The following is a 21,651-nucleotide window of genomic DNA, read 5'->3' as shown; positions in this document are numbered from 1 at the left end:
TTTAAATTTTATCACTCGACTTCAGATCGCACACCTTTTTCCATCGCTTTCCAGGCAAGCGTTGCACATTTGATTCGAGCTGGAAATTTTGAAACGCCTTGCAATGCTTCAATATCTCCTAAATCAATATCATCATCGTATTCCTTGCCTTGCATCATATCGGAGAAGATTTTAGAAAGCTTAAGAGCATTTTCAATCGTTTGTCCTTTGATCGCTTCGGTCATCATGGATGCCGATGACATCGAAATGGAGCAGCCTTCCCCTTCAAACTTCGCATCGATGACTTTTCCATCCTCAATTTTCATTGTCAAATGAATTCTATCACCGCAGGTTGGATTGTTCATGTCAACCGTAACGCTGTCTTGAAGAGAGCCTTTATTTCTAGGATTTTTATAGTGATCCATAATGACTTGACGATACAATGTGTCAAGATTATCAAATGACATTGCCGAAATACTCCTTTGTTTTTTGAATTGCGCGAATGAATAAATCAATTTCTTCTTCAGTATTATATAGATAAAAGCTCGCCCGTGCTGTCGCTGATACTTCTAAGCATTTCATCAATGGCTGGGCGCAATGGTGCCCGGCTCGGATCGCAATACCTTCCGCATCCAGAACAGTTGCCACGTCGTGAGGATGAATGCCTTCGAGGTTGAAGGTAACGAGCCCAGCCCGTTCTTTCGGTCCGTAAATTGTCATGCCTTCAATATTTGAGCATTGCTCCAATGCATATTGGGCAAGTCTATGTTCATGATTGAAAATATTCTCAAGTCCAATTTCTTCTAAAAAGTCAATTGCTGCGGCTAATCCAACTGCTCCGGCAATAATTGGTGTACCAGCTTCAAATTTCCATGGGAGCTCCTTCCATGTAGATTCATATAAACCGACAAAATCAATCATCTCTCCGCCGGTTTCAACCGGTTCCATATTTTCGAGCAGCTCTTTTTTTCCGTATAGAACACCGATTCCTGTCGGAGCACACATTTTATGTCCCGAGAAAGCAAGAAAATCACAATTTAAATCTTGAACATCAATTTTCATATGTGGTGCTCCTTGAGCAGCATCTACGACAAGAACAGCTCCGTTTTGATGAGCAATTTCGCCTATTTCTTTTACTGGATTGATCGTGCCAAGAACATTGGATACGAGCGCAATCGAAACAATTTTCGTATTGGCTGTAATCGTATTTCGAACATCACTTAACGAGATAGTTCCGTCTTCTTTTAGTGGTATATATTTTAACGTAGCTCCTGTTTCTTTTGCAACTTGCTGCCATGGAATTAAATTGGCATGATGCTCCATGTACGTAATGACAATTTCATCGCCTTCATTTAAATTGGCCTTTCCATAGCTCTGTGCCACCATATTTAGTCCTGTTGTTGTTCCCCGTGTAAAAATAATTTCCTGGACGGATTTTGCGTTAATAAATTGACGAACTCTTTCCCGTGAACCTTCATAGGCATCTGTAGCTTTTGTACCAAGTGTATGAACACCGCGATGCACATTTGAATTGTACTCGCGGTAGTATTTTGTGATTGCATCAATGACGACATTTGGCTTTTGCGATGTTGCAGCATTATCCAAATAAACTAAATCGCGGCCGTTGACCTTTTGACTAAGGATCGGGAACTGTTTGCGAATTTCTTTAATATCCATTACCGAACTTTCCTTTCAATAACCTCTGTCAATTGGTTTTTTACACTTTCAATCGGCATTTGTCTTACAACAGGATCTAAAAATCCATGAATAATTAATCGCTCAGCCTCCGATTTTGAAATTCCTCTGCTCATTAAATAATAGAGCTGAATCGGGTCAACACGTCCCACAGATGCGGCATGGCCGGCGACAACATCATCTTCATCAATAAGCAAAATCGGATTTGCGTCTCCTCTTGCCTTTTCACTTAACATTAAAACGCGGGATTCCTGCTCAGCATTTGATTTCGATGCACCGTGCTCAATTTTGCCGATGCCGTTAAAAATGGACGTCGCACTGTCTTTCATAACACCATGTTTTAAAATGTTGCCTTCGGTATGTTTGCCAAAGTGAACGACCTTCGTCGTAAAGTTTTGAATTTGGCTTCCTCTCCCAACAACAACTGTTTTTGTATCGCCTATAGAACCGTCTCCGACAAGATTTGTTGTGTTTTCAGAAATCGTATTGCCGTCATTCATTAATCCTAATGCCCAAAGAATTTTTGCATCGCGTCCAGCAACCCCGCGGCGGTTCACATATGTTGTGATGTTTTCAGTCAGATTGTCAACCGCACCGTAGGAAACTTTCGCATTAGTATTGGCGATAACTTCGGTAATTAAATTAAACACAGCACCCTCTGTTTCGGTGGTCGAGATGTAGTTTTCGACATACGTAACAGAACTATTATCATCCGCAACGATGATCACATGATTAAACAAATTGGCTTCAGGGTTTTCATGTATAAAAACCGCCTGAAGAGGCTTTTCCACTTCTACATTTTTCGGCACATACACAAAGACCCCGCCGTTCAAATAGGCTGCGTGCAAAGCTGTCAGCCGATGTTCATCAATTTTTACTCCATCTTTCATAAAATATTGCTGAAGCAAGTCTCCGTGTTCCTTTGCAGCCGTGTGAATGTCAGTAAAAATAACTCCTTTTTCTTTCAAATCTTCAGAGACTGTCAAAAAAGCAGGCGTATTGTCACGTTGTATATAGAGATTTTTATGTTCTTCATCTGCCTCAATAAGCGTTTTTACTTCTTCCGGCAGCTCATCAAGAGAAGATAGAGTGCTGCTGGAAACGACATGTTTAGAAAACTGTGAGAAATTCCATTTGTCGATTTTTGTTTTATCCGGCTTTGGCAATGGAAGCTCTTCAGCTTTTGCAAGAGCAAGCAAGCGAAGATCTTTCAGCCAGTCCGGTTCTCCTAACTGTTTGGAGAAATTTTCTATATATTTCTGGTCAAACGGTAGTTTCGTTTCTACAGTCATTTTGATCCTCCTAACGCTTACGCTTCTTGCCCTACTGTTTCGTCTTCGATGCCTAATTCCTTTTTAATCCAGTCATATCCTTCTGCTTCAAGACGCTGAGCTAGTTCTGCTCCGCCGGATTTCACGATTCTTCCTTGCATCATAACATGAACAAAATCTGGTGTAATATAGTTTAACAGACGTTGATAGTGTGTAATAATCAGGCAGCCAAACTCAGGGCTCCGCATTTCGTTGATACCTTTGGAAACAATTTTCAACGCATCAATATCTAAGCCTGAATCGATTTCGTCCAAGATGGCAATCTTAGGCTCAAGCATCATTAATTGAAGTATTTCATTCCGTTTTTTCTCACCGCCCGAGAATCCTTCATTTAAATATCGCTGCGCCATCCCTTGATCCATTTCAAGAAATTCCATTTTTTCATCCATTTTGCGAATAAATTTCATTAAAGAAATTTCGTTGCCTTCGCCTCGGCGGGCGTTGATAGCTGAACGCAAGAAATCAGCATTTGTGACTCCGCTGATCTCACTTGGATATTGCATGGCAAGAAAAAGTCCTGCACGCGCACGCTCATCTACTTCCATCTCAAGCACATCTTGTCCGTCGAGGGTTATGGATCCTTGTGTCACTTCATATTTTGGATGTCCCATGATCGCGGAGGAAAGAGTTGATTTTCCTGTTCCGTTCGGCCCCATGATCGCATGAATTTCTCCGCCTTTTATTTCAAGGTTCACACCTTTTAAAATTTCTTTCCCTTCTACGGAAACATGCAAATCTTTAATCGTTAATGTAGATCCTGACATAACCAATACCTCCATTAATCTATAGGTCAAATATTAATATCATTCTCAATTTATTCTCATTATTATTTTATAACAAATTAAAAGTGAATACAACCTTTTAATATCTCACAACATTATTCATATTACCAAATTTTTAGGAACAAAGTATATAGTCATCTTAGTATCATTCAAACAAACTTGTTGTATGTATTCAATAAAAAGAAAAACCAGTCTTTGCCGACTGGCTGATTTAGTTTAGCGTAGACAAAAACAATTTCCCTTTCAGATTAGCTGTTACAATTTGGCTGCTGCGGTAATTTCGTTCTCTTTTTCTTTCAACCTTCATTCGCTTCTTATGTGTTCTCCTATATTCGTTATATCCCATTCCGTGAAATTGATGCATTGCTTTTTCCATTTCAGACGTAAATTTAATGTCTATCATTTCTTGGTTTAAATAAATAATGAACCAATCCTTTCATTTTTTATACAATTTAATGTTAGCAATGATTACAGCTTGCAAGCAACCTGCTGTATCGCTGATTAAAACAGCTTAAAACCCATTTTAAGCCAATGAGAAAGGATTAAAGGTTCAATCTTACAAATGCTCCAAAATACTGAAAATTACATCTTTATTTGTTTTTCATGCAAAACATTCCGTTCTAAATGCGGCCGCTAAGCTCATCACAAGTCCTTCTTCGAAAGCTGGTGCAAATCCTGCTGCTTCATATATTTCCTTTCGGCTGCATTCCCGCTGGAGAGAAAAAATACAATATTCATCTTGCATTTGACACTGATCTTTCATGCTATTGATAGCTCAACCTTTTTGAAACAAGCAATTGTAAAATTATGTTGAGTAAATGCCCCATTCCCTTTCTTATGTTCTGCTGAAGCGCTTAATTGAAATGAACAGCACTTTCTATTTGCTTTTTTGGCGGCATAAATTTCACCTAAGTTCGTACGTTTTTTCTCAAATGAAATTTTGTCCAAACAATACCAGCTCAGCTTGATCCAAAAAAAGAAGCTGCGCGTAAATATGCACAGCTTCCCAATTGATTATTCAGCAGGAATAACGGAGCCTTGATAATTTGTTTGAATAAATTCTTTAATTTCATCTGATTGTAACACTTCTACAAGAGCTTTAATTTTTTCAGAGTCTTTATCTTCACTGCGGACAGCAATGACGTTTACATACGGATTGTCTTTTGGCGATTCAAGAGCAATGGCATCTTTTGATGGGTCAAGTCCTGCATCCAGAGCAAAGTTCCCGTTAATTAATACAGCGTCGCCTTCATTGTTTTCATAAGCTTTCGTCAACATTGGCGCTTCGATGTCTGTTTTGAATTTCAAATTCTTTTTGTTTTCTGCTATGTCATCAACTGTCGCTTTCGTTTTATCAACGCCATCTTTCAGCTTAATTAAACCTTTTTCCTCCAGCATTGACAGCATGCGTCCATGGTCAGCAACTGAGTTACTCATGATAATAGTAGCTCCATTCGGAAGCTCCTCTAAAGATTTATATTTTTTTGAATATACGCCAATTGGCTCAATATGAATTCCGCCGGCATTGACAAAATCATATCCATGTTCTTGTTTCTGTGCTTCAAGGTAAGGGATATGCTGGAAGTAGTTTGCATCAATATCCTTTTCCGCTAAAGCTTTATTCGGCAATACATAATCAGTGAATTCTTCAATTTCCAATTTATATCCTTTTTTCTCAAGAAGCGGTTTTGCTTCCTCTAAAATTTCTGCATGTGGAACAGGAGATGCGCCAACTTTAATTACTTCATTTTTCTCATTGTCAGAGCCGCCGGAGCTGCCTCCCTGATTACTTCCACCTCCGCAAGCAGAAGCAAATATCATCGTCGCACCTAAAACAGTCGCTAAAAGCCATTTTTTCATATTATTCTCCTCCTTCGTTTAACGCTTATCAATTGCTCTTGTAATCATATCGCCGATCAATTGGATGATAAATACAATAATCAATATGAGTACAGTTGCAACAAATGTTACATCACTATGATTACGCTGAAATCCTTCTAAATAGGCAAGGTTTCCAAGACCACCGGCACCAATGGCGCCTGCCATGGCTGTATAACCTACCAACGCAATTGCTGTGACAGTTATTCCTGAAACTAAAGCAGGCATCGATTCTGGAAGCAGTACCTTGAAAATAATTGTGCTCATTGTAGCTCCCATCGATTTTGCAGCTTCAATCACCCCCTTGTCAACTTCCCTCAGTGCAATTTCCACCATCCTTCCATAAAAAGGCGCAGCACCAATGATGAGTGCAGGAAGTGCAGCATTAGCCCCTAAAATGGTACCAACGATTGCTTTTGTAAAAGGAAGCAGCAAAATGATCAAAATAATGAAGGGAATTGAACGGAATACATTGACAACTGCTGCAACAAACGAGTGGATAAACCGATTTTCCCACATGTTCCCCTTTGACGTTAAAAACAATAAAAGACCTAAAATAATTCCGAGAAAAAATGTAGCAAATACAGAAACAGCTGTCATATAAACCGTTTCATAAGTTGCATCAATGACTTTGTCCCATTTTACATTTGGCAACAATGTCTCAAACATTCGCAATCACCTCCAGCTCCACTTGTTGATTGCGAATAAATTCAATGGCTTGTTCAACTGTAGTTTCATCTCCATCAAAATGGATGATTAACGTCCCGTAGGATCCACTTTGAGTTTGTGAAATTTTCCCTTGCAAAATATTAACCTCTACATCGAACTCTTTAATGATTTTTGAAATCATAGGCTGCTCCGCTCTGTCTCCTACAAAGGTAAGTTTGACAACCTTTCCATGCTTGTACTTTTCAAGCAGGTAATCAATCGTTTCCATTGTTTCATCAGGTTCTGTAACTTGTTTAACAAATCGTTTTGTAATGTTAGCCTTCGGATTTCGGAAAACCGTCAACACATCACCATGTTCAACAATCTTCCCGTTTTCCATCACAGCCACTCTATGACAAATTTTTCGAATTACATGCATTTCATGGGTGATCAAAACAATCGTTAAACCTAATCGCTTGTTAATATCTACAAGCAAATCTAGGATGGAATCAGTCGTTTGAGGGTCTAAAGCAGAAGTCGCCTCATCGCACAAAAGAACTTTCGGATTGTTCGCAAGAGCTCTTGCAATGCCGACTCTTTGTTTTTGTCCTCCGCTCAATTGCGAGGGATATGCATCTTCTTTTCCTTCTAAACCTACTAGTTTAATAAGTTCATCAACTCTTTTGAGCCGATCGCTTTTCTTCATGCCGGCAATTTCTAATGGAAAAGCGATGTTCTCCCGCACTGTTCTTGACCACAATAGATTAAAATGCTGAAAGATCATACTAATCTCTTTTCTGGCGGATCTCAGTTCTTTTCCTTTAATTTGGTCTATTCTTTTTCCCGCCACTTCAACTGTCCCATTTGTCGGCTTTTCAAGACCATTTAACAAGCGTATTAATGTACTCTTCCCAGCACCGCTGTATCCGATGATCCCAAAAATTTCTCCGCTCTGGATTTGAAGATCAACTTGATCGACAGCTTTTACTTGGCTATGATTCGTATGATAAATTTTTGTAACACCGTTGAGAGAAATCAAGTTTACACCTTCTTTCACACATGCAGCAGCTTCGGTTTAATACTAAAAGCCTTCCTGCACAGCTGCAGAAAGGCACGATTACATTCAATTGACCTTCCTTTTTTTCAACGCAATTGTAGACAAAGCTTTATTGTACATGTGCACCCGCTATTTTTCTATTAAAACATTATTTTAAACAATACAAACTAACTGGGAGAGATTGTACCATTCAACAAACATTGTGTCAATATATTCTTTTCCGATATCTTTACTCTATTTTAACCTGTTAGGCCAATAAAGACAAGACAGATTCTAATCTTAAAATATCCCGAAATCTCCCCTCAACTTTTACTGCTTTCAATTTCATTAGTTGTTGGAGCTTTAGCTGGCCTGTAATGAGCTCTTCCATTTGCTCTTCATTTCCTATAATTTTTACATCAATGGATTCGATATTTCCATCAACTCGTCTTAATCCTTCCAAATCCAATTGATAACAATAAATGCTTTGGCCATACTCAAAAGCAATAAACATAGGATGTGCCGGAAATAAAGGCTTTAAAAAATGATGATCATTTGCCTTTTCTAATAAAAAATCAAACATTGACAACCCCCCAGCAAATATTTTATTTTACTCATTCTTTCTAGCTTTCCTTCTTCCTGCTGGGAGTTGTCGACGCTTTCTAGAAAAAACTGACATATTTCTCAGGAAATATAATTATATGGTAGAAAAACTTTTTAACTTTTGATATAAATAGTCAATAGAATGAAACGCATATATTTTTTCGGCAATTTGTCCTTTTTCAAAGATCAATAAACATGGAACACTTTCAATTTTCCATTTTTTAGCAAATTCAGGGATATAATTCAAATCTTTCGTATATATGTTTATGGAAGGAATGATTTTTTCTACAATTTCCAGCATGCTTTTAGCTAATTTACACGTCCCGCAAAAAGGTGTATATAAAAATATAATGGTTTGCTCTTCATCGCTAATCGCATCTAATTGCTCTTTTGTTATTTCAATCATTGAACACACTCCACATTTATGATAAATATCTTGCATGTACATCAATATTTGCTCTCAGCAAAACGGCGGCAATATGCTGTTCAGGTGCGGATGCAACTTGACGGTACATTTTGTCTATATATAAATGGTTGGCTTCCGGAAGCTCCCGCTTAATTTGTTTTCTCAATTTTTCTCCTGCTTCATCCGCATCGACTAAAATATAAACATCCTTGAAAAATAAGCTTTCCGCCAATTCATCGAGCTTGGACAAGCTTAACGTGCCATTTGTACAAATAATCTCAGCAGGTTCATTAATAATTTTCTCTACTTTTTTCTTATCAGACTTTCCTTCAACAATGATAACTTTCTCAATCTCTATCAGTGCCATTGTTATCACCTGCTTATAGATGCTTTTTGATATATACTTATTCTAAATGAAGTGGTTGATTCCTTCACACAAAATACTTTGATTGTCCGTACTTTTCCATTTATAAAGAAAAGGAAACCCCCTTCTCAAAGGGAGACGGGGGTTTCATATTAGTCTTCTTTTACCATTTCTTCATATTCTTCAGCTGTCATTAATTTTTCAACATCTTGAATGTCATTTGGTTCAACAACAATCATCCAAGCCTTTTCATAAGGAGATTCATTTACATATTCAGGATTGTCATCCAATTCCTCATTCACTTCAACAACTTTTCCGCTGATAGGGGCATAAAGCTCAGAAACTGTTTTCACTGATTCAACGCTTCCGAAAGGTTCGTCAGCGACTATTTCATCTCCAACTTCTGGAAGTTCAACAAATACGATGTCACCGAGTTCAGACTGCGCAAAATCAGTGATCCCAATTCTTACTTTGTCACCTTCCACCTTTACCCATTCATGCTCTTCAGAATAACGCAATTCTTTTGGTGTATTCAATGTCATTCCCTCCAATTATCATTTTTATATAAGAATTCTATTTAAATAGAATCTTTTCTAAATTTAATTTCCCCAAATCTTCTCAAATTCCTCTTCTTTAAAGCCAACGGTCACCTTTTCCCCATCGGTAACAATCGGCCGCTTAATGAGCATACCGTCTGATGCGAGCAAATCAAAGAGCTCCTCATCTGTTGCTGTTTTTACTTTTTCTTTTAAACCTAATTGACGATATTTTTGACCGCTCGTGTTAAAAAACTTTTTTAACTCCAATCCGCTCTTTTCATAAAAGGATTTTAACTCTTCTTTAGAAGGAGGATTTTCCACGATATGTATTTCACGAAAATCAATTCCGTGATCTTCCAGCCATTTTTTCGCTTTTCTGCAAGTTCCGCACTTCGGATACCAGTACATTGTTAAAGCCATTCCTTCTCACCTCCTTCATACAACACCAATAATATTTTATCATATCCGATTTGGACAAACATAATAACTTGATCAATAAATTTTTGGAGCTGTCCAGAAAGTCAAATCCCCATTGAAAACAAAAAATTATAAACCCCAATATATCAACGTTTCTAAAACATTAAAGGGGGCGTCAATTAGCCGTAAAAACGACTTATTAGACACCCCTAAGTCCCGCAGTTATACTATATATTTTTCCTCTTCAATCACTCTAGCTGCAATTTGGCGTTTTTTCTTAATGACATTTACAGGGATTTGTCGCATCAATTTTTTTAGAGCAGAGAGAAGAATCCGCAAGTCGTCTCCTTCCTCGATCGCAACAATCGTTTCTTTTGCATTCGCCTCTAATTCCTGAAACGCTTCTTGCACAAACACTTGTGTATAAAGAAGCTTCTGTTTATTCTTTTCTTCTCCTGAGTTCACAATGGCCTTTTCTGTGCGCAAAATAGCGGATTCCATCGCATAAACGTTATTTACCGCATCCGCGATATTTGCAAGAATCTCTTGTTCCTGCTGCAAGGATTGGCCAAATTTTTGAGCTGCAGCACCTGCCAGCAAAAGCGTCACTCTTTTCGCTTGTTTCAACAAATATTTTTCTTGCTCCAATACGCCATCGCCGATTTCTTCCGGCATCCATGTCAACAGTTCTTTTTGAAGGCTTTGTGATTTTTGAAGAAGAGGTAGCTCCCCTTTCATTGCTTTTTTCAAAAACATTCCCGGAACAAGCAAGCGGTTGATTTCATTCGTTCCTTCAAAAATGCGGTTAATTCTGGAGTCGCGATAGGCCCTTTCCACTTCATATTCCGCCATGTATCCGTATCCGCCATGAATTTGAACTCCTTCATCCGCTATATAATCAAGCGTTTCAGAACCGAATACTTTGTTTAATGAGCATTCGATCGCATATTCAGCAATTGATTGGGCAACAGCATTTCCATCCTTTTGCTCTTCAGGTGTTAAATAACTCATCCGGTCATCAAACAATCCAACCGTTCGATAGACTGAGCTTTCCATTGCATAAAGCTTCAGCGCCATATTGGCCAACTTTTCTTGGATTAACGGAAATTGGGCTATCGGCCGTCCAAATTGTTTCCTTTGCACCGCATATTTGACCGACAATTCGATGATGCGCTTGCAGGCTCCGATTGCCCCGACGGCTAATTTGTATCGTCCGATATTTAAAATATTGAAGGCAATTTTATGCCCTTTGCCGATTTCCCCTAAAACATTTTCTTTTGGCACTAAAACGTTGTCTAAGATCAATGTCCTTGTTGAAGAGCTTTTGATCCCCATTTTCTTTTCCTCAGGACCTGTTGAAACACCCGGAAAATCTCTTTCAACAATAAATGCTGTGAAATGTTTGCCGTCCACCTTTGCATACACGATAAAAACATCTGCAAAAGCTGAATTTGTGATCCATTGTTTTTCTCCGTTTAAAATATAATGTGTTCCTGCCTCATTTAGCTTCGCTGTAGTTTTTGCACCAAGAGCATCTGATCCTGATCCTGGTTCCGTTAATGCATATGCAGCGATTTTTTCACCGACTGCAAGGCTGGGCAAATATTTTTTCTTCTGTTCTTCATTTCCAAACAATACAATTGGAAGCGAGCCGATGCCTACATGGGCTCCAAATGTAATTGAGAAGCCCCCTGCGCGGGAAAATTGTTCTGCAATAAGAGCAGAGCTTACTTTATCAAGACCTAGTCCGGAATATTCTTCTGGAATATCTGCTGCGAGCAGACCAAGTTCGCCAGCTTGCTTCAGCAATTTCACCGAAATATCAAATTCATGGTTTTCAAGACGGTCAATAAAAGGAACAACCTCGTTCAGGACAAAATCTTCAGCTGTTTTCGCAATCATTTTATGTTCTTCTGTACAGTCTTCCGGCGTGAAGATCCGATCAAAAGGAATTTCTTCCATGATGAAGCTTCCGCCCTTTATATAGGCCTCTGTTTTGTTTGCCACCCAATATTCCCCCTTTTGGATTCATAAATAAGTTCGAAGACTCCATGTCATTTTCCATCATGTGTAGAAAACCTAACCTTTTGGTTTTTTATAGAAGCTCGAAAACTCCCGCTGCACCCATTCCTCCGCCGATACACATCGTCACCAATCCAAATTGTTCATTTCTTCTTCTCATTTCGTGGATAAGAGTTAATGTCAATTTTGCACCTGTACATCCAAGAGGATGTCCAAGAGCTATGGCACCTCCGTTTACGTTTACTTTCTCTTCGTCTAATTTGAGTTCTCTAATTACTTGAATCGCTTGTGAAGCAAATGCTTCGTTTAATTCAATGAGTCCAATATCGGAAAGTTCAAGACCCGCTAATTCAAGCGCTTTTGGCACCGCAACGACAGGGCCTATTCCCATCACTTCAGGCGGCACTCCTCCTACAGCAAAAGAACGGAATTTGGCCAGCGGCTTTAGCTGAAGCTCTTCCGCTTTTTTTCGATCCATTACCATAACGGCAGCCGCTCCGTCGCTCATTTGCGAAGAATTTCCCGCCGTTACAGATCCGTTTACTGCAAATACCGGTTTTAAAAATGAAAGAACCTCTTTTGTTGTTTCTGGTCGAACCCCTTCATCTTGGCGAAATATTGTTTTTTTCTCCTGCAGCTTGTTATTAGCATCAACTGTTCGGTTCGTGATTTCTACAGGAACGATTTCTTCAGCAAATGCTTCGTTTTGAATTGCTAATGCTGCTTTTTGGTGGCTCCGCGCAGCAAATTCATCTTGTTCCTCTCGACTGATATTGTATTTTTGTGCGACCTGCTCGGCTGTATGTCCCATGCTCATGTAATATTCAGGCGCTTCCTCGGCAAGCTTTGCATTTGGCCGCAATACATTTCCAGTCATTGGAACAAGACTCATTGATTCTGTTCCTCCTGCGATAATGACTTCCGCATGCCCAAGCATGATCCGTTCAGCTGCATAAGCAATAGCCTGCAGCCCTGAAGAACAAAACCTGTTAATGGTTATTCCCGGCACTGTATAGGGGAGCCCTGCCAGCGCCGCGATATTTCTTGCAATGTTTAAGCCTTGTTCTGCCTCAGGCATAGCACAACCAATAATGACATCATCAATATGTCCGTCATAGCTTCCGGCCCGCTTCAATGTTTCCTTTACTACTAATGCTCCTAAATCATCCGGTCGTATGTTGGCTAATGCCCCTTTTTTTGCTTTTCCAACCGGTGTCCTAGCACCAGCGACAATGACAGCTTCCCTCATTTTTCTAACTCCTTTCTGTCAGTTGCGCAGCGGTTTTCCTTTTAACAGCATGTGCTGCATCCTGGCTTGTGTTTTCGGTTCACCTATTAAACTTAAAAATGCTTCCCGTTCCAAATCGAGCAAATATTGTTCATCTACCTTTGTCCTGTATGGAAGCTTGCCTCCCGCAATCACATAGGCTAATTTTTTAGCAATCTTTACATCGTGCTCCGAAGCGTATCCCGATAAATAAAGATTTTGTGCCCCTAATATCATGGCGGCATATCCGGTCTCGCCAACTACCGGAATTTTTTTGCGGACAGGAGGACGGTATCCGCTTTCATATAAAAACAGCGCTTTTTGCTTCGCATCATACAGCAGGTGATCTTTATTGATGGTTATGGCGTCTGTCGGTTGAAGAAACCCGTTTTGCTGCGCTTCCTGTGCGGATTTGGACACCTTAGCCATGGCGATCGTTTCAAATGTTTTATTTGCGACCTTTTGCAAATCAATTTCAATATCATTGCCGATTTGGTCAAGAATTTTTATATACAGTTCTTTGTTTCCTCCCCCGCCCGGGATCAGTCCAACACCTGTTTCAACTAGGCCAATGTAAGTTTCCATAGCTGCTTGAATGCTTGAGGCAGGCAAACATACTTCCGCGCCGCCTCCCAATGTCATATGAAAAGGGGCCGCTACAACCGGCTTCGGACTATATTTAATTTTCATCATCGCTTGCTGGAACTTTCTTATCATCAGCTCAATTTCAAAATAATTTTCATCCTGCGCCTCCATTAACATAAACGCAAGGTTTGCGCCTACACAAAAGTGTTTTCCTTCATTGCCGATGACTAGCCCTTTATAATTTTTATCAACTTCGTCGATGGCAAAATCGATCATTTGCACAATATCATAGCCGATCGCATTGTTTTTCGAATGAAACTCGAGCAGTGCGATATCATCGCCGATATCGATTAAGCTTGCCCCGTTATTTTCTTTAATGATTGATTTTCCATTTTTCAACGATTGCACATGAATTTGTTTCATATTTGTTTGCAGCAGTCTGTACTCGCCCCGATGATAAAAATAAGTGGCGCCTTCGCTTTGCTTATAAAACGTTTCATTTCCATCCTTCAGCATTTGCTTGACCCATACTGGCACTGTTCCGCCCTGCTGTTCAATGATTTCAACCGATCGTTTTATCCCGATTGCATCCCACATTTCAAACGGTCCAAGCTCCCAGCCAAATCCCCACTTCATCGCTTGGTCAATGTCAACGATCGTTTCGGCAATGCTGTCCAGCTGTTCTGCGGAATAAAGGAGCGTTGGAATAAGAATTTTCCAAATAAGAGTGCCTGCACGGTCGTTCGAATAAACAACTGCTTTTAACTTCTCCCCGGTGCCTTTTTCACGTCTCGCTATTTCGATAGAATCGGCACGAAGTTTTTTTCTATTTTCATATTCCATCGTATTTACATTTAATTCTAAAATATCTTTGCCCGTTTTTTTGTAGAATCCTTGCCCGGCTTTTGACCCAATCCAGCCGTTTTCATGCATTTTCTTCATAAAATCCGGGACACGAAAAATTTCTTTTTCTTCGCCATCCACTCTTTCATATACGTTGTTTACGACATGAAAAAACGTGTCTAAACCGACTACATCAAGTGTGTGGAATGTGGCGCTTTTTGGTCTGCCGATCAAAGGCCCTGTCACGGAATCAACTTCTCCGACAGAATAATTCCCTTTCAGCATTTCACGTACGGTTACAAGAAAACCATATGTTCCAATGCGATTGGCAATGAAATTCGGTGTATCCTTTGCGCAAACAACCCCTTTGCCAAGAACATCTTCACCAAATCTCTTCATAAATGCTACAACTTGTTCGTCAGTATCTTTTGTTGGAATAATTTCGAGCAGCTTCAAATAGCGTGGCGGGTTAAAAAAGTGAGTGCCTAAAAAATGTTTGCGGAAATCTTCTGAGCGGTTTTCTGACATCGAATGAACGGAAACTCCAGACGTGTTTGTGCTGATAATGCTGCCTGGCCGCCGCCATTTATCCACTTTTTCAAAAACTTTCTGTTTAATATCGAGCCTTTCCACAACTGCTTCAATCACCCAATCAGCTTCAGCAATTTTCTCAATGTCATCATCAAAATTCCCGATCTCAATTCGCTCTATATTTTCTTTTGCAGTCAATGGAGCAGGAGTCTGCTTCTGCAGTCTTTGCACGGCCTTTTGAGCATAACGGTTTCGAACGATTGGATCTTTCAGCGTCAATCCTTGCTGTTTTTCTTCTGCCGTTAGTTCTGTCGGTACAATATCCAGGAGTAATACATGAATCCCGACATTCGCTAAATGTGCTGCAATTTGGGATCCCATCACTCCTGATCCGAGTACTGCAGCTTTTTTTATTTGACGCACAATTTCAAATCCCCTTTCATTTGAATGAACATTCATTCATTTTTTTCTGTTTTACTAAAGTATAAAATATTTAAAATTTTTGTTCAATATTCCTGTTAAAAAATTTTTGCATAACTCTTTAAAAATTGTGGGATATTAAATTTGTACATTTTTGAAAAAGGGGGCTTTTATGATGAATCAAATGCCAACCAATATGCAAAATATGCAGCAAAATCAAGTTTATAACGAACCGCCGCAAATTATTTCTGTAAAAGATCAACTATATTTAACAGATATGATGTCATGGAATTTAATTGCGATGAAAAAAGCACATTTTTTTGCTTCACAATGCCAAATTCCTGAAATTAAAGCTGAGTTGGAAAAGGTAGGAGAAATGCATCATCGCCACTATCAGCAGATATTAAATCAATTAAATGGCAATCCACAAATGCAGTAGAAAGGAGATTTATTATGCAAGCCCAGCAATCAAACAACACGAAAATCAGCAATCCGGAAACAACAGTTCAAAAAAGCCCGCAAATGAACGACCGCGACTTTATAAATGACTTGCTTGCAACTGAAAAATATATGACACAAGGTTATAGCACAGCTTTGAATGAGCTTAGCCACACCGTTTTATACGAAAATATTCAAATGATTTGCGACGAAACGCAAAAATGCCAGCGGCAGTTATTTAATGTCATGTTTAAAAATGGATGGTATTCCCTTGAGGCGTGCGACAACCAAAAAATACAACAAAGCTATCAGCAATATGCTAATTATTTGCAACAGCAATCTCCTTACAATCAAAACATTCAATAAAAATGAACTTAAAAGTGTCTGACCCCATTCGAGCAGACAGCAAATAAAGAGTTAAAGCAGCCTTATTCCGGTAAACAAGCGGAGTAAGGTTTTATTTCTTTACGGGTTGAAATGTTATTCCCAATCGATTACTGAATAGGCGATCGAATGCTCATTCCGTTCTATATGATAACTATTTATCTGCTGTTTTTAAAGTAAGAAGCATTTTGCTTTAGCACAAAAAAATTTTAACCTTTATCAGCATTCCATTGTTTCGTCCAACGTCAATGCTATGAAACCTTAAAGTTATTTTGAATGATACTATTCTGTCCGCATAAAAAATCCTCCTGCTGCTTATAAGGAGGACAACTTCAAATTTAGATCAACGTTTTTTATTATTTCTATGCTGTTCATTTAATTCTTTTATTTCATTAATAATAGCTTTCATTTGTTCTTTTGCTTCTGGAAATTTTTCATTCCAATGTTTCACTAGCGGCGGCATCGATTTTGCCATGTACGTATACAACACCCAAATTTTCACTTTTTCTTTTAATTCAGGAGACGATTTTCCAAGCAAGAGTTCGGTATACTTTTCAACAAGCGCATCAATCTGAGCTTGAAACTGGTTATCCATTTTTAATCTCTCCAATTACTTTTTTATTGTACATTCACTAACATTCGGGCATGTTCTGCACTTTTTCCCTTCATCGTCTGTCAAATAAAACAGGCAGCATGTTTTTCTTTTTCGAATATAATCATCATATTGATCAGAATATGTCTTAGGACCAAAAAATTTTTTTAAAGGGTTCCGATTAAAATCCCCAAACAATTCACCTTTTGCTTCCTTCACGCAATAAATAAAATCTTCTTTTATTTTTTCATGTTTATCTTCATGCTGCTTTTCATTGAGCAATGTTTCATACATCCAAAATATATAGATCGCAACATTTTCCCAAAGAATCCATTTTGAAATTTTTGCCTCTGTTGAGACAACCTGTAAAAGACGGGTGATGTTTTCTTTAAATAATAAGGTTAACATTTCATCCCGCCATTTTTTTCTTTCTTGGGGAGCAATTGTGACTTCGTTCGATTTGAAATAAAAGCCCGGCAGCCAAAGCGGATCTTCGTCATCAGTGATCAGGACAAGATTTTTTATATCCACTTTTAAAGCTTTATCAAACATTGTCATGGTATAAAGAGCTAAAGCGGCTAAAAAAGCATATCTTTTAATAAACATTGACCCGGCTACATAAAGAGGTGCATTAAATTTAGGCTGAATATTTTTTAAAAACAGCTGCAGTTTTTCCGGTTTTAGCAGTTCCTCCATGTCAATTGATGAATCGGTTGCACGTTTTGCTTCTGAATATCGAAATTTTGACAGCACCTTTATTTCATCGAACGTCAACTTTCCCATGCCTGCATCCCTACTTTATTAATATTTCTCCCTTTTCCGAACGGAATACATAGCGGTGTTCCAAAAATCGGATCGCGAATAATTTTGCAATCCATTTCAAAAACATCTTTGACCAGTTGTACATTCATTACATCTTCCGGTTTTCCTTGTTTATAAATGTTTTTATCCTTTAATACGACGATATGATGAGCATAACGGCAGGCTAAATTTAAATCGTGAAGAACCATGATGATCGTTCTTTTCTCTTTCATATTCAATTCAAATAATAAATCGAGTATTTCAATTTGATGTGTTATATCTAAATAAGTTGTTGGCTCGTCGAAAAGAATAATATCTGTATTTTGCGCCAAAGTCATGGCGATCCATGCACGCTGTTTTTGCCCTCCTGATAAAGAGTCCACTGTTCGTTCTGCCAATTCACTCATTCTAGTTGCTTCAAGCGCTCGAAAAACTAATTCTTCATCTTCCTTGGACCATTGGTTCAGCCAATTTTGATAAGGATACCGTCCTTGTTTAACAAGCTGCAAAACAGTTAATCCTTCTGGGGCTTCAGGCCCTTGCGGAAGTATAGCCAGTTTTTTTGCCACTTCCTTTGTCGGTAGCTCGGCAATGTCCTTTCCTTCCAAGAGTACTGAACCGCCTGCTGGCTTTAAAATTCTTGCCAAAGATTTTAATAAGGTCGACTTTCCGCAACCGTTGCTTCCAATTAATACAGTAATTTCTCCCGTTGGAATAGTAAGATTAAGATCTTCAATAATCATATTCTGTCCATAAGCAAAAGTTAACTCATGAGTATACAATCTATGCATGCCATCACCTCCTAAATATTTCTGTGCTTCATTAACAAGTAAATAAAATAAGGAGCCCCGATTGCTGAAGTAAACACACCAGCTGGAATTTCATGCGGCAAAAAGATTGTTTTTCCCAATAAATCAGAAAGCATAACAATGAGTGCCCCGACAAAGGCTGAAATCGGCAGCATCAAACCAAAGCTTGAACCGACAAGCTTTCTTGCAATGTGAGGAGCAATAAGACCTACAAACCCTATCCCTCCTCCAAAAGCGACAGCAACAGCAGTCAAAGCGGTTCCTAGAAATAAGAGGAAAAAGCGGGTTAATTGTACCCGGTTTCCCATACCGATTGCGATCTCATCGCCAAAACTTTGAATATTGATCGTTCGTACAGTAACAACCGTTATCAAGAGAAGAATGATAGTTGCTGGAAACAAAATCTTTACTTGAGACCAGTTTGCTGCATAAACTGAGCCGGTTATCCAAATATTTGCTTGGGATGCTTGGTAAATAGGCCCTTTTATCATTAACAAAGTCGTTAATGCTTTAGTTAAAAAGGAGATTCCAATGCCGACCAACACAAGCCTGATTGCAGTCACACCGTTTTTCCACGACAATAAATAAACACAAATGCCTGTAACGGCTGCTCCTATGAAAGCTGCCAAAGGCATCCAATGAATGCTTACAGTTAAAGAATGATTCTTATCGGAAAACAGCATTAAAAATAGTACAACCGCTGCCGAAGCACCGCCGGTAATTCCGATAATGTCAGGGGATGCTAAAGGGTTTCGAACTAAATTTTGCAAAATTCCGCCCGCAACAGCCAAACACATGCCGACCAAAAGGGAAATAAGAATTCTCGGAAGCCTAAATTGTTTAATAACAAGCTCGTTCGTTCCATCCCCTATTCCAAAAATTGTTTGAAAAACTTGGGCAGGGCTGATCATCACTTCGCCTACACTTGCACTGACAAGGATTACGAAAAACGACGCAAGAAAGAAAACGAACGAAAGGAAAAAGGCTTTTTTATCAATTAAAAATGAAATGACATTTCCGATCCGAAGCGAAACATATTTTTTCATGATGCACGAACCCCCTTCCTTGCAATATAAACAAAAAATGGGGTTCCAATTATCGCCGTCATGACCCCTACAGGGACTTCTTCAGGCATGACAATGAAACGGGCGCCAATATCTGCTGCTACTAACAAAATCCCACCAAATACTGCACAGAACGGCAAAATCCATCTGTAATCATTTCCGGCCACATACTTTGCAATATGGGGCACGACTACGCCGATGAATGCAATAGGACCAGCCGCCGCAACTGCACCGCCCGCAAAAAATATGACAGCACAGGCTGCAAAAAACTTCACTGTCCCTACTTTTAGTCCTAAACTTTTCGCCACTTCTTCTCCCATTACTAAGACGTTTAATTTAGAGGCGATAAATGTACAAATAACTAATCCAATCAAAATATATGGAAGAACAGCTGTCATTACCTCCATTTTGCGGCCTTGCACAGATCCTGCAAGCCAAAATAATACTTGATCCAACGCTGCTTCATTTAAAACTAACAAACCTTGCGTAAGGGAAGAAAAAAGTGCCGCAACGGCCGCTCCTGCCAAAGTAAGCTTTACAGGCGTCAATCCATCACCGCCCAATGAGCTGATCATGTACACAAGCATGGCAGCAAAAGCTGCGCCTGCAAAAGCAATCCAAGTAAACGCTTGTAAGCTGTTTACAGAAAATAAGGAAAAAGCTAGAACAATAAAAAATCCTGCACCGGCATTGATGCCAAAAACGCTTGGCGATGCAAGAGGATTTTTCGTAATAGCTTGCATCAATGCACCGGATAAAGCAAGACAAGCGCCGACTACACTCGCTATGACGGATCGAGGAAGTCGAACATTTTGTATAATAATATGTTCATTGGAACCATTAAAATGAAAAAAAGCATCCCATGCCATCTTCCAGCTTGTATCCGTATATCCATATACAATACTTGCACACATGCAGAATAATAGAAGCAAAAAGGAAAGAAAAAGTAAGATTGCTTTACGATTACTAGATAATGACAACTTCACGTCTCTCCTAACAAGTCGAACTTCTGAACCAATTGTACCAAATCATTTTGAATGTGAAAATCATTTTCAATTAATTATTGACTTTTTATTTCTCACTGATTACTATTATTAAGGAATTGAAAATCATTTTCAACTACATTTTAGGGGGTTACATAATGAAAAAAATATCAAAATTATTATTTTCCATCGTTGCCATACTCGTACTAGCAGTTATTACTGCTTGCGGCAACGGGGACAGTAAAGAAGCTTCAAAAGAAAAGAAAGAAAGCTCAACTGAAAGTCAATCATACAAAGTTGAGCATGCAATGGGAACAGCTGAAATTCCAAAAAAACCTGAACGTGTCGTCGTATTAACGAATGAAGGAACTGAAGCACTTTTAGCAATGGGATTAAAACCAGTCGGAGCCGTTCAATCTTGGCTTGGCGATCCTTGGTACGATCATATTAAAGATGAAATGAAAGATGTTGAAGTCGTTGGCACAGAAAGTGAAGTCAATGTCGAAAAAATTGCAGCTCTTCAGCCTGACTTAATTATAGGCAATAAGCTTCGCCAAGAAGCAATCTACGACAAGCTCAATCAAATAGCGCCAACAGTTTTTTCGGTAACATTAAGAGGCGACTGGCAGGAAAACTTTAAGCTTTATGCAAAAGCCATCGATCGGGAAGAAGAAGGACAGAAAGTATTAGATGAATTTAATAATCATGTAGAAGAAGTAAAACAAAAATTAGGAGATCAAGTGAATCAAGAAGTTTCAGTTGTTCGATTCATGGCTGGTGTAACGAGAATATATTGGAAAGATTCATTTTCTGGTGTGATTTTCGATCAAATTGGATTTAAACGTCCTGCTCAGCAAGAAAAATTGTTTACAGATGCAAATAAATTAGGAGATTTGGCAGTTGAAGTCGGAAAAGAACAAATTCCGGAAATGGACGGTGACATCATCTTCTATTTCACCTATGCACCGCAAGGAGACAAAGAAGCTTTGCAAGCAGAAAAAGAATGGACAAACGATCCACTTTGGAAAAACTTAAATGCTGTTAAAAACGGAAAAGCTTACAAAGTTGACGACGCTATTTGGAACACAGCCGGCGGTGTGCTTGCTGCAAACCATATGCTGGACGACTTAGAAAAATTGTTAACTCAATAAAATTGAGATGGTCGAAAAGATAATTTTTTCTTACTTGAAAATCAGCAATATGAATAAAGCCAAAGCAACCTTACTTCAAAATT

At 38.9% G+C, this 21,651-nt stretch carries 23 protein-coding genes; 3 read left to right on the top strand and 20 right to left on the bottom strand.

What is annotated here, in order from left to right; genetic code table 11:
• Positions 1-11: 11 nt before the first annotated feature.
• The 15 genes from sufU to NSU19_RS04425 form a co-directional block, all read right to left on the bottom strand.
• Positions 12-446, bottom strand: coding sequence for a Fe-S cluster assembly sulfur transfer protein SufU (gene sufU / locus NSU19_RS04495; RefSeq protein WP_063386927.1), 435 nt, complete (start codon positions 444-446; stop codon positions 12-14).
• Entirely contained in the window at positions 436-1,656 is a 1,221-nt protein-coding gene (locus tag NSU19_RS04490; RefSeq protein ID WP_339194488.1) for a cysteine desulfurase, read from the bottom strand. The genes sufU and NSU19_RS04490 overlap by 11 nt, the downstream gene beginning before the upstream one ends.
• Positions 1,656-2,966: a Fe-S cluster assembly protein SufD gene (sufD, locus tag NSU19_RS04485; RefSeq protein ID WP_066249201.1), complete on the bottom strand. Its 1,311-nt coding sequence runs from the start codon at positions 2,964-2,966 to the stop codon at positions 1,656-1,658. The genes NSU19_RS04490 and sufD overlap by 1 nt, the downstream gene beginning before the upstream one ends.
• Positions 2,967-2,983: 17 nt before the next feature.
• On the bottom strand, positions 2,984-3,769 hold the full coding sequence (gene sufC, locus NSU19_RS04480) for a Fe-S cluster assembly ATPase SufC (RefSeq protein WP_063386930.1): 786 nt from the start codon (positions 3,767-3,769) through the stop codon (positions 2,984-2,986).
• A gap of 1,032 nt (positions 3,770-4,801) precedes the next feature.
• Positions 4,802-5,647: a MetQ/NlpA family ABC transporter substrate-binding protein gene (locus tag NSU19_RS04475; protein ID WP_094245247.1), complete on the bottom strand. Its 846-nt coding sequence runs from the start codon at positions 5,645-5,647 to the stop codon at positions 4,802-4,804.
• 18 nt (positions 5,648-5,665) lie between these two features.
• Entirely contained in the window at positions 5,666-6,334 is a 669-nt protein-coding gene (locus tag NSU19_RS04470; protein WP_066249196.1) for a methionine ABC transporter permease, read from the bottom strand.
• Complete coding sequence (locus tag NSU19_RS04465; RefSeq protein ID WP_063386934.1) at positions 6,327-7,352, bottom strand: methionine ABC transporter ATP-binding protein; 1,026 nt, start codon at positions 7,350-7,352, stop codon at positions 6,327-6,329. The genes NSU19_RS04470 and NSU19_RS04465 overlap by 8 nt, the downstream gene beginning before the upstream one ends.
• A gap of 265 nt (positions 7,353-7,617) precedes the next feature.
• Entirely contained in the window at positions 7,618-7,932 is a 315-nt protein-coding gene (locus NSU19_RS04460; protein ID WP_339194480.1) for an SCP2 sterol-binding domain-containing protein, read from the bottom strand.
• Positions 7,933-8,046: 114 nt separating this feature from the next.
• The gene (locus NSU19_RS04455; RefSeq protein WP_339198986.1) at positions 8,047-8,358 is read right to left on the bottom strand and encodes a thioredoxin family protein; all 312 of its coding nucleotides are present in this window, start codon (positions 8,356-8,358) and stop codon (positions 8,047-8,049) included.
• 16 nt (positions 8,359-8,374) lie between these two features.
• On the bottom strand, positions 8,375-8,725 hold the full coding sequence (locus tag NSU19_RS04450; protein ID WP_063386937.1) for a toprim domain-containing protein: 351 nt from the start codon (positions 8,723-8,725) through the stop codon (positions 8,375-8,377).
• Between the two features lie 149 nt (positions 8,726-8,874).
• On the bottom strand, positions 8,875-9,258 hold the full coding sequence (gcvH, locus tag NSU19_RS04445) for a glycine cleavage system protein GcvH (RefSeq protein WP_063386938.1): 384 nt from the start codon (positions 9,256-9,258) through the stop codon (positions 8,875-8,877).
• Between the two features lie 63 nt (positions 9,259-9,321).
• Entirely contained in the window at positions 9,322-9,681 is a 360-nt protein-coding gene (locus NSU19_RS04440; protein ID WP_066249190.1) for an arsenate reductase family protein, read from the bottom strand.
• 219 nt (positions 9,682-9,900) lie between these two features.
• Positions 9,901-11,640: an acyl-CoA dehydrogenase family protein gene (locus NSU19_RS04435; protein WP_339199964.1), complete on the bottom strand. Its 1,740-nt coding sequence runs from the start codon at positions 11,638-11,640 to the stop codon at positions 9,901-9,903.
• Between the two features lie 133 nt (positions 11,641-11,773).
• On the bottom strand, positions 11,774-12,949 hold the full coding sequence (locus NSU19_RS04430; RefSeq protein WP_339198982.1) for an acetyl-CoA C-acetyltransferase: 1,176 nt from the start codon (positions 12,947-12,949) through the stop codon (positions 11,774-11,776).
• 18 nt (positions 12,950-12,967) lie between these two features.
• Positions 12,968-15,349 carry a 3-hydroxyacyl-CoA dehydrogenase NAD-binding domain-containing protein gene (locus NSU19_RS04425; protein ID WP_339198980.1) on the bottom strand — a complete coding sequence of 794 codons (2,382 nt, stop codon included), beginning with the start codon at positions 15,347-15,349 and terminating at the stop codon, positions 12,968-12,970.
• 172 nt (positions 15,350-15,521) lie between these two features.
• Here NSU19_RS04425 and NSU19_RS04420 point away from each other — a divergent pair, with 172 nt between their 5' ends.
• Together NSU19_RS04420 and NSU19_RS04415 are read left to right on the top strand one after the other, a co-directional pair.
• Positions 15,522-15,785 carry a hypothetical protein gene (locus NSU19_RS04420; protein WP_198318588.1) on the top strand — a complete coding sequence of 88 codons (264 nt, stop codon included), beginning with the start codon at positions 15,522-15,524 and terminating at the stop codon, positions 15,783-15,785.
• Between the two features lie 14 nt (positions 15,786-15,799).
• Positions 15,800-16,150 carry a spore coat protein gene (locus tag NSU19_RS04415; protein ID WP_063386942.1) on the top strand — a complete coding sequence of 117 codons (351 nt, stop codon included), beginning with the start codon at positions 15,800-15,802 and terminating at the stop codon, positions 16,148-16,150.
• 361 nt (positions 16,151-16,511) lie between these two features.
• On the opposite strand, the gene NSU19_RS04410 is transcribed toward NSU19_RS04415, so the two are convergent.
• Genes NSU19_RS04410 through NSU19_RS04390 form a run of 5 tightly spaced genes read right to left on the bottom strand, consistent with a single transcriptional unit; the run spans position 16,512 to position 20,414 of the window.
• A complete protein-coding gene (locus tag NSU19_RS04410; RefSeq protein WP_063386943.1) occupies positions 16,512-16,763 on the bottom strand; it encodes a DUF2573 family protein in 252 nt (83 codons plus the stop codon).
• Between the two features lie 15 nt (positions 16,764-16,778).
• Positions 16,779-17,543, bottom strand: coding sequence for an IucA/IucC family C-terminal-domain containing protein (locus NSU19_RS04405; RefSeq protein WP_082829501.1), 765 nt, complete (start codon positions 17,541-17,543; stop codon positions 16,779-16,781).
• Positions 17,531-18,352 carry an ABC transporter ATP-binding protein gene (locus NSU19_RS04400; protein ID WP_063386944.1) on the bottom strand — a complete coding sequence of 274 codons (822 nt, stop codon included), beginning with the start codon at positions 18,350-18,352 and terminating at the stop codon, positions 17,531-17,533. Before NSU19_RS04400 ends, NSU19_RS04405 begins: the two co-directional genes overlap by 13 nt.
• An 11-nt stretch (positions 18,353-18,363) precedes the next feature.
• Positions 18,364-19,416, bottom strand: coding sequence for an iron ABC transporter permease (locus NSU19_RS04395; protein WP_130156797.1), 1,053 nt, complete (start codon positions 19,414-19,416; stop codon positions 18,364-18,366).
• Positions 19,413-20,414, bottom strand: a complete 1,002-nt coding sequence (locus NSU19_RS04390) for an iron ABC transporter permease (protein ID WP_339198976.1) — start codon at positions 20,412-20,414, stop codon at positions 19,413-19,415. Before NSU19_RS04390 ends, NSU19_RS04395 begins: the two co-directional genes overlap by 4 nt.
• Before the next feature lie 161 nt (positions 20,415-20,575).
• Between NSU19_RS04390 and NSU19_RS04385 the strand changes: the two genes are divergently transcribed.
• Entirely contained in the window at positions 20,576-21,568 is a 993-nt protein-coding gene (locus NSU19_RS04385; protein ID WP_339198974.1) for an iron-siderophore ABC transporter substrate-binding protein, read from the top strand.
• The last annotated feature ends 83 nt before the right edge of the window (positions 21,569-21,651 follow it).

The organism is Aeribacillus sp. FSL k6-2211 (assembly GCF_037966125.1).
Lineage (GTDB): Bacteria > Bacillota > Bacilli > Bacillales > Aeribacillaceae > Aeribacillus > Aeribacillus composti.
This window is presented reverse-complemented; position numbering and strand designations above follow the sequence as displayed.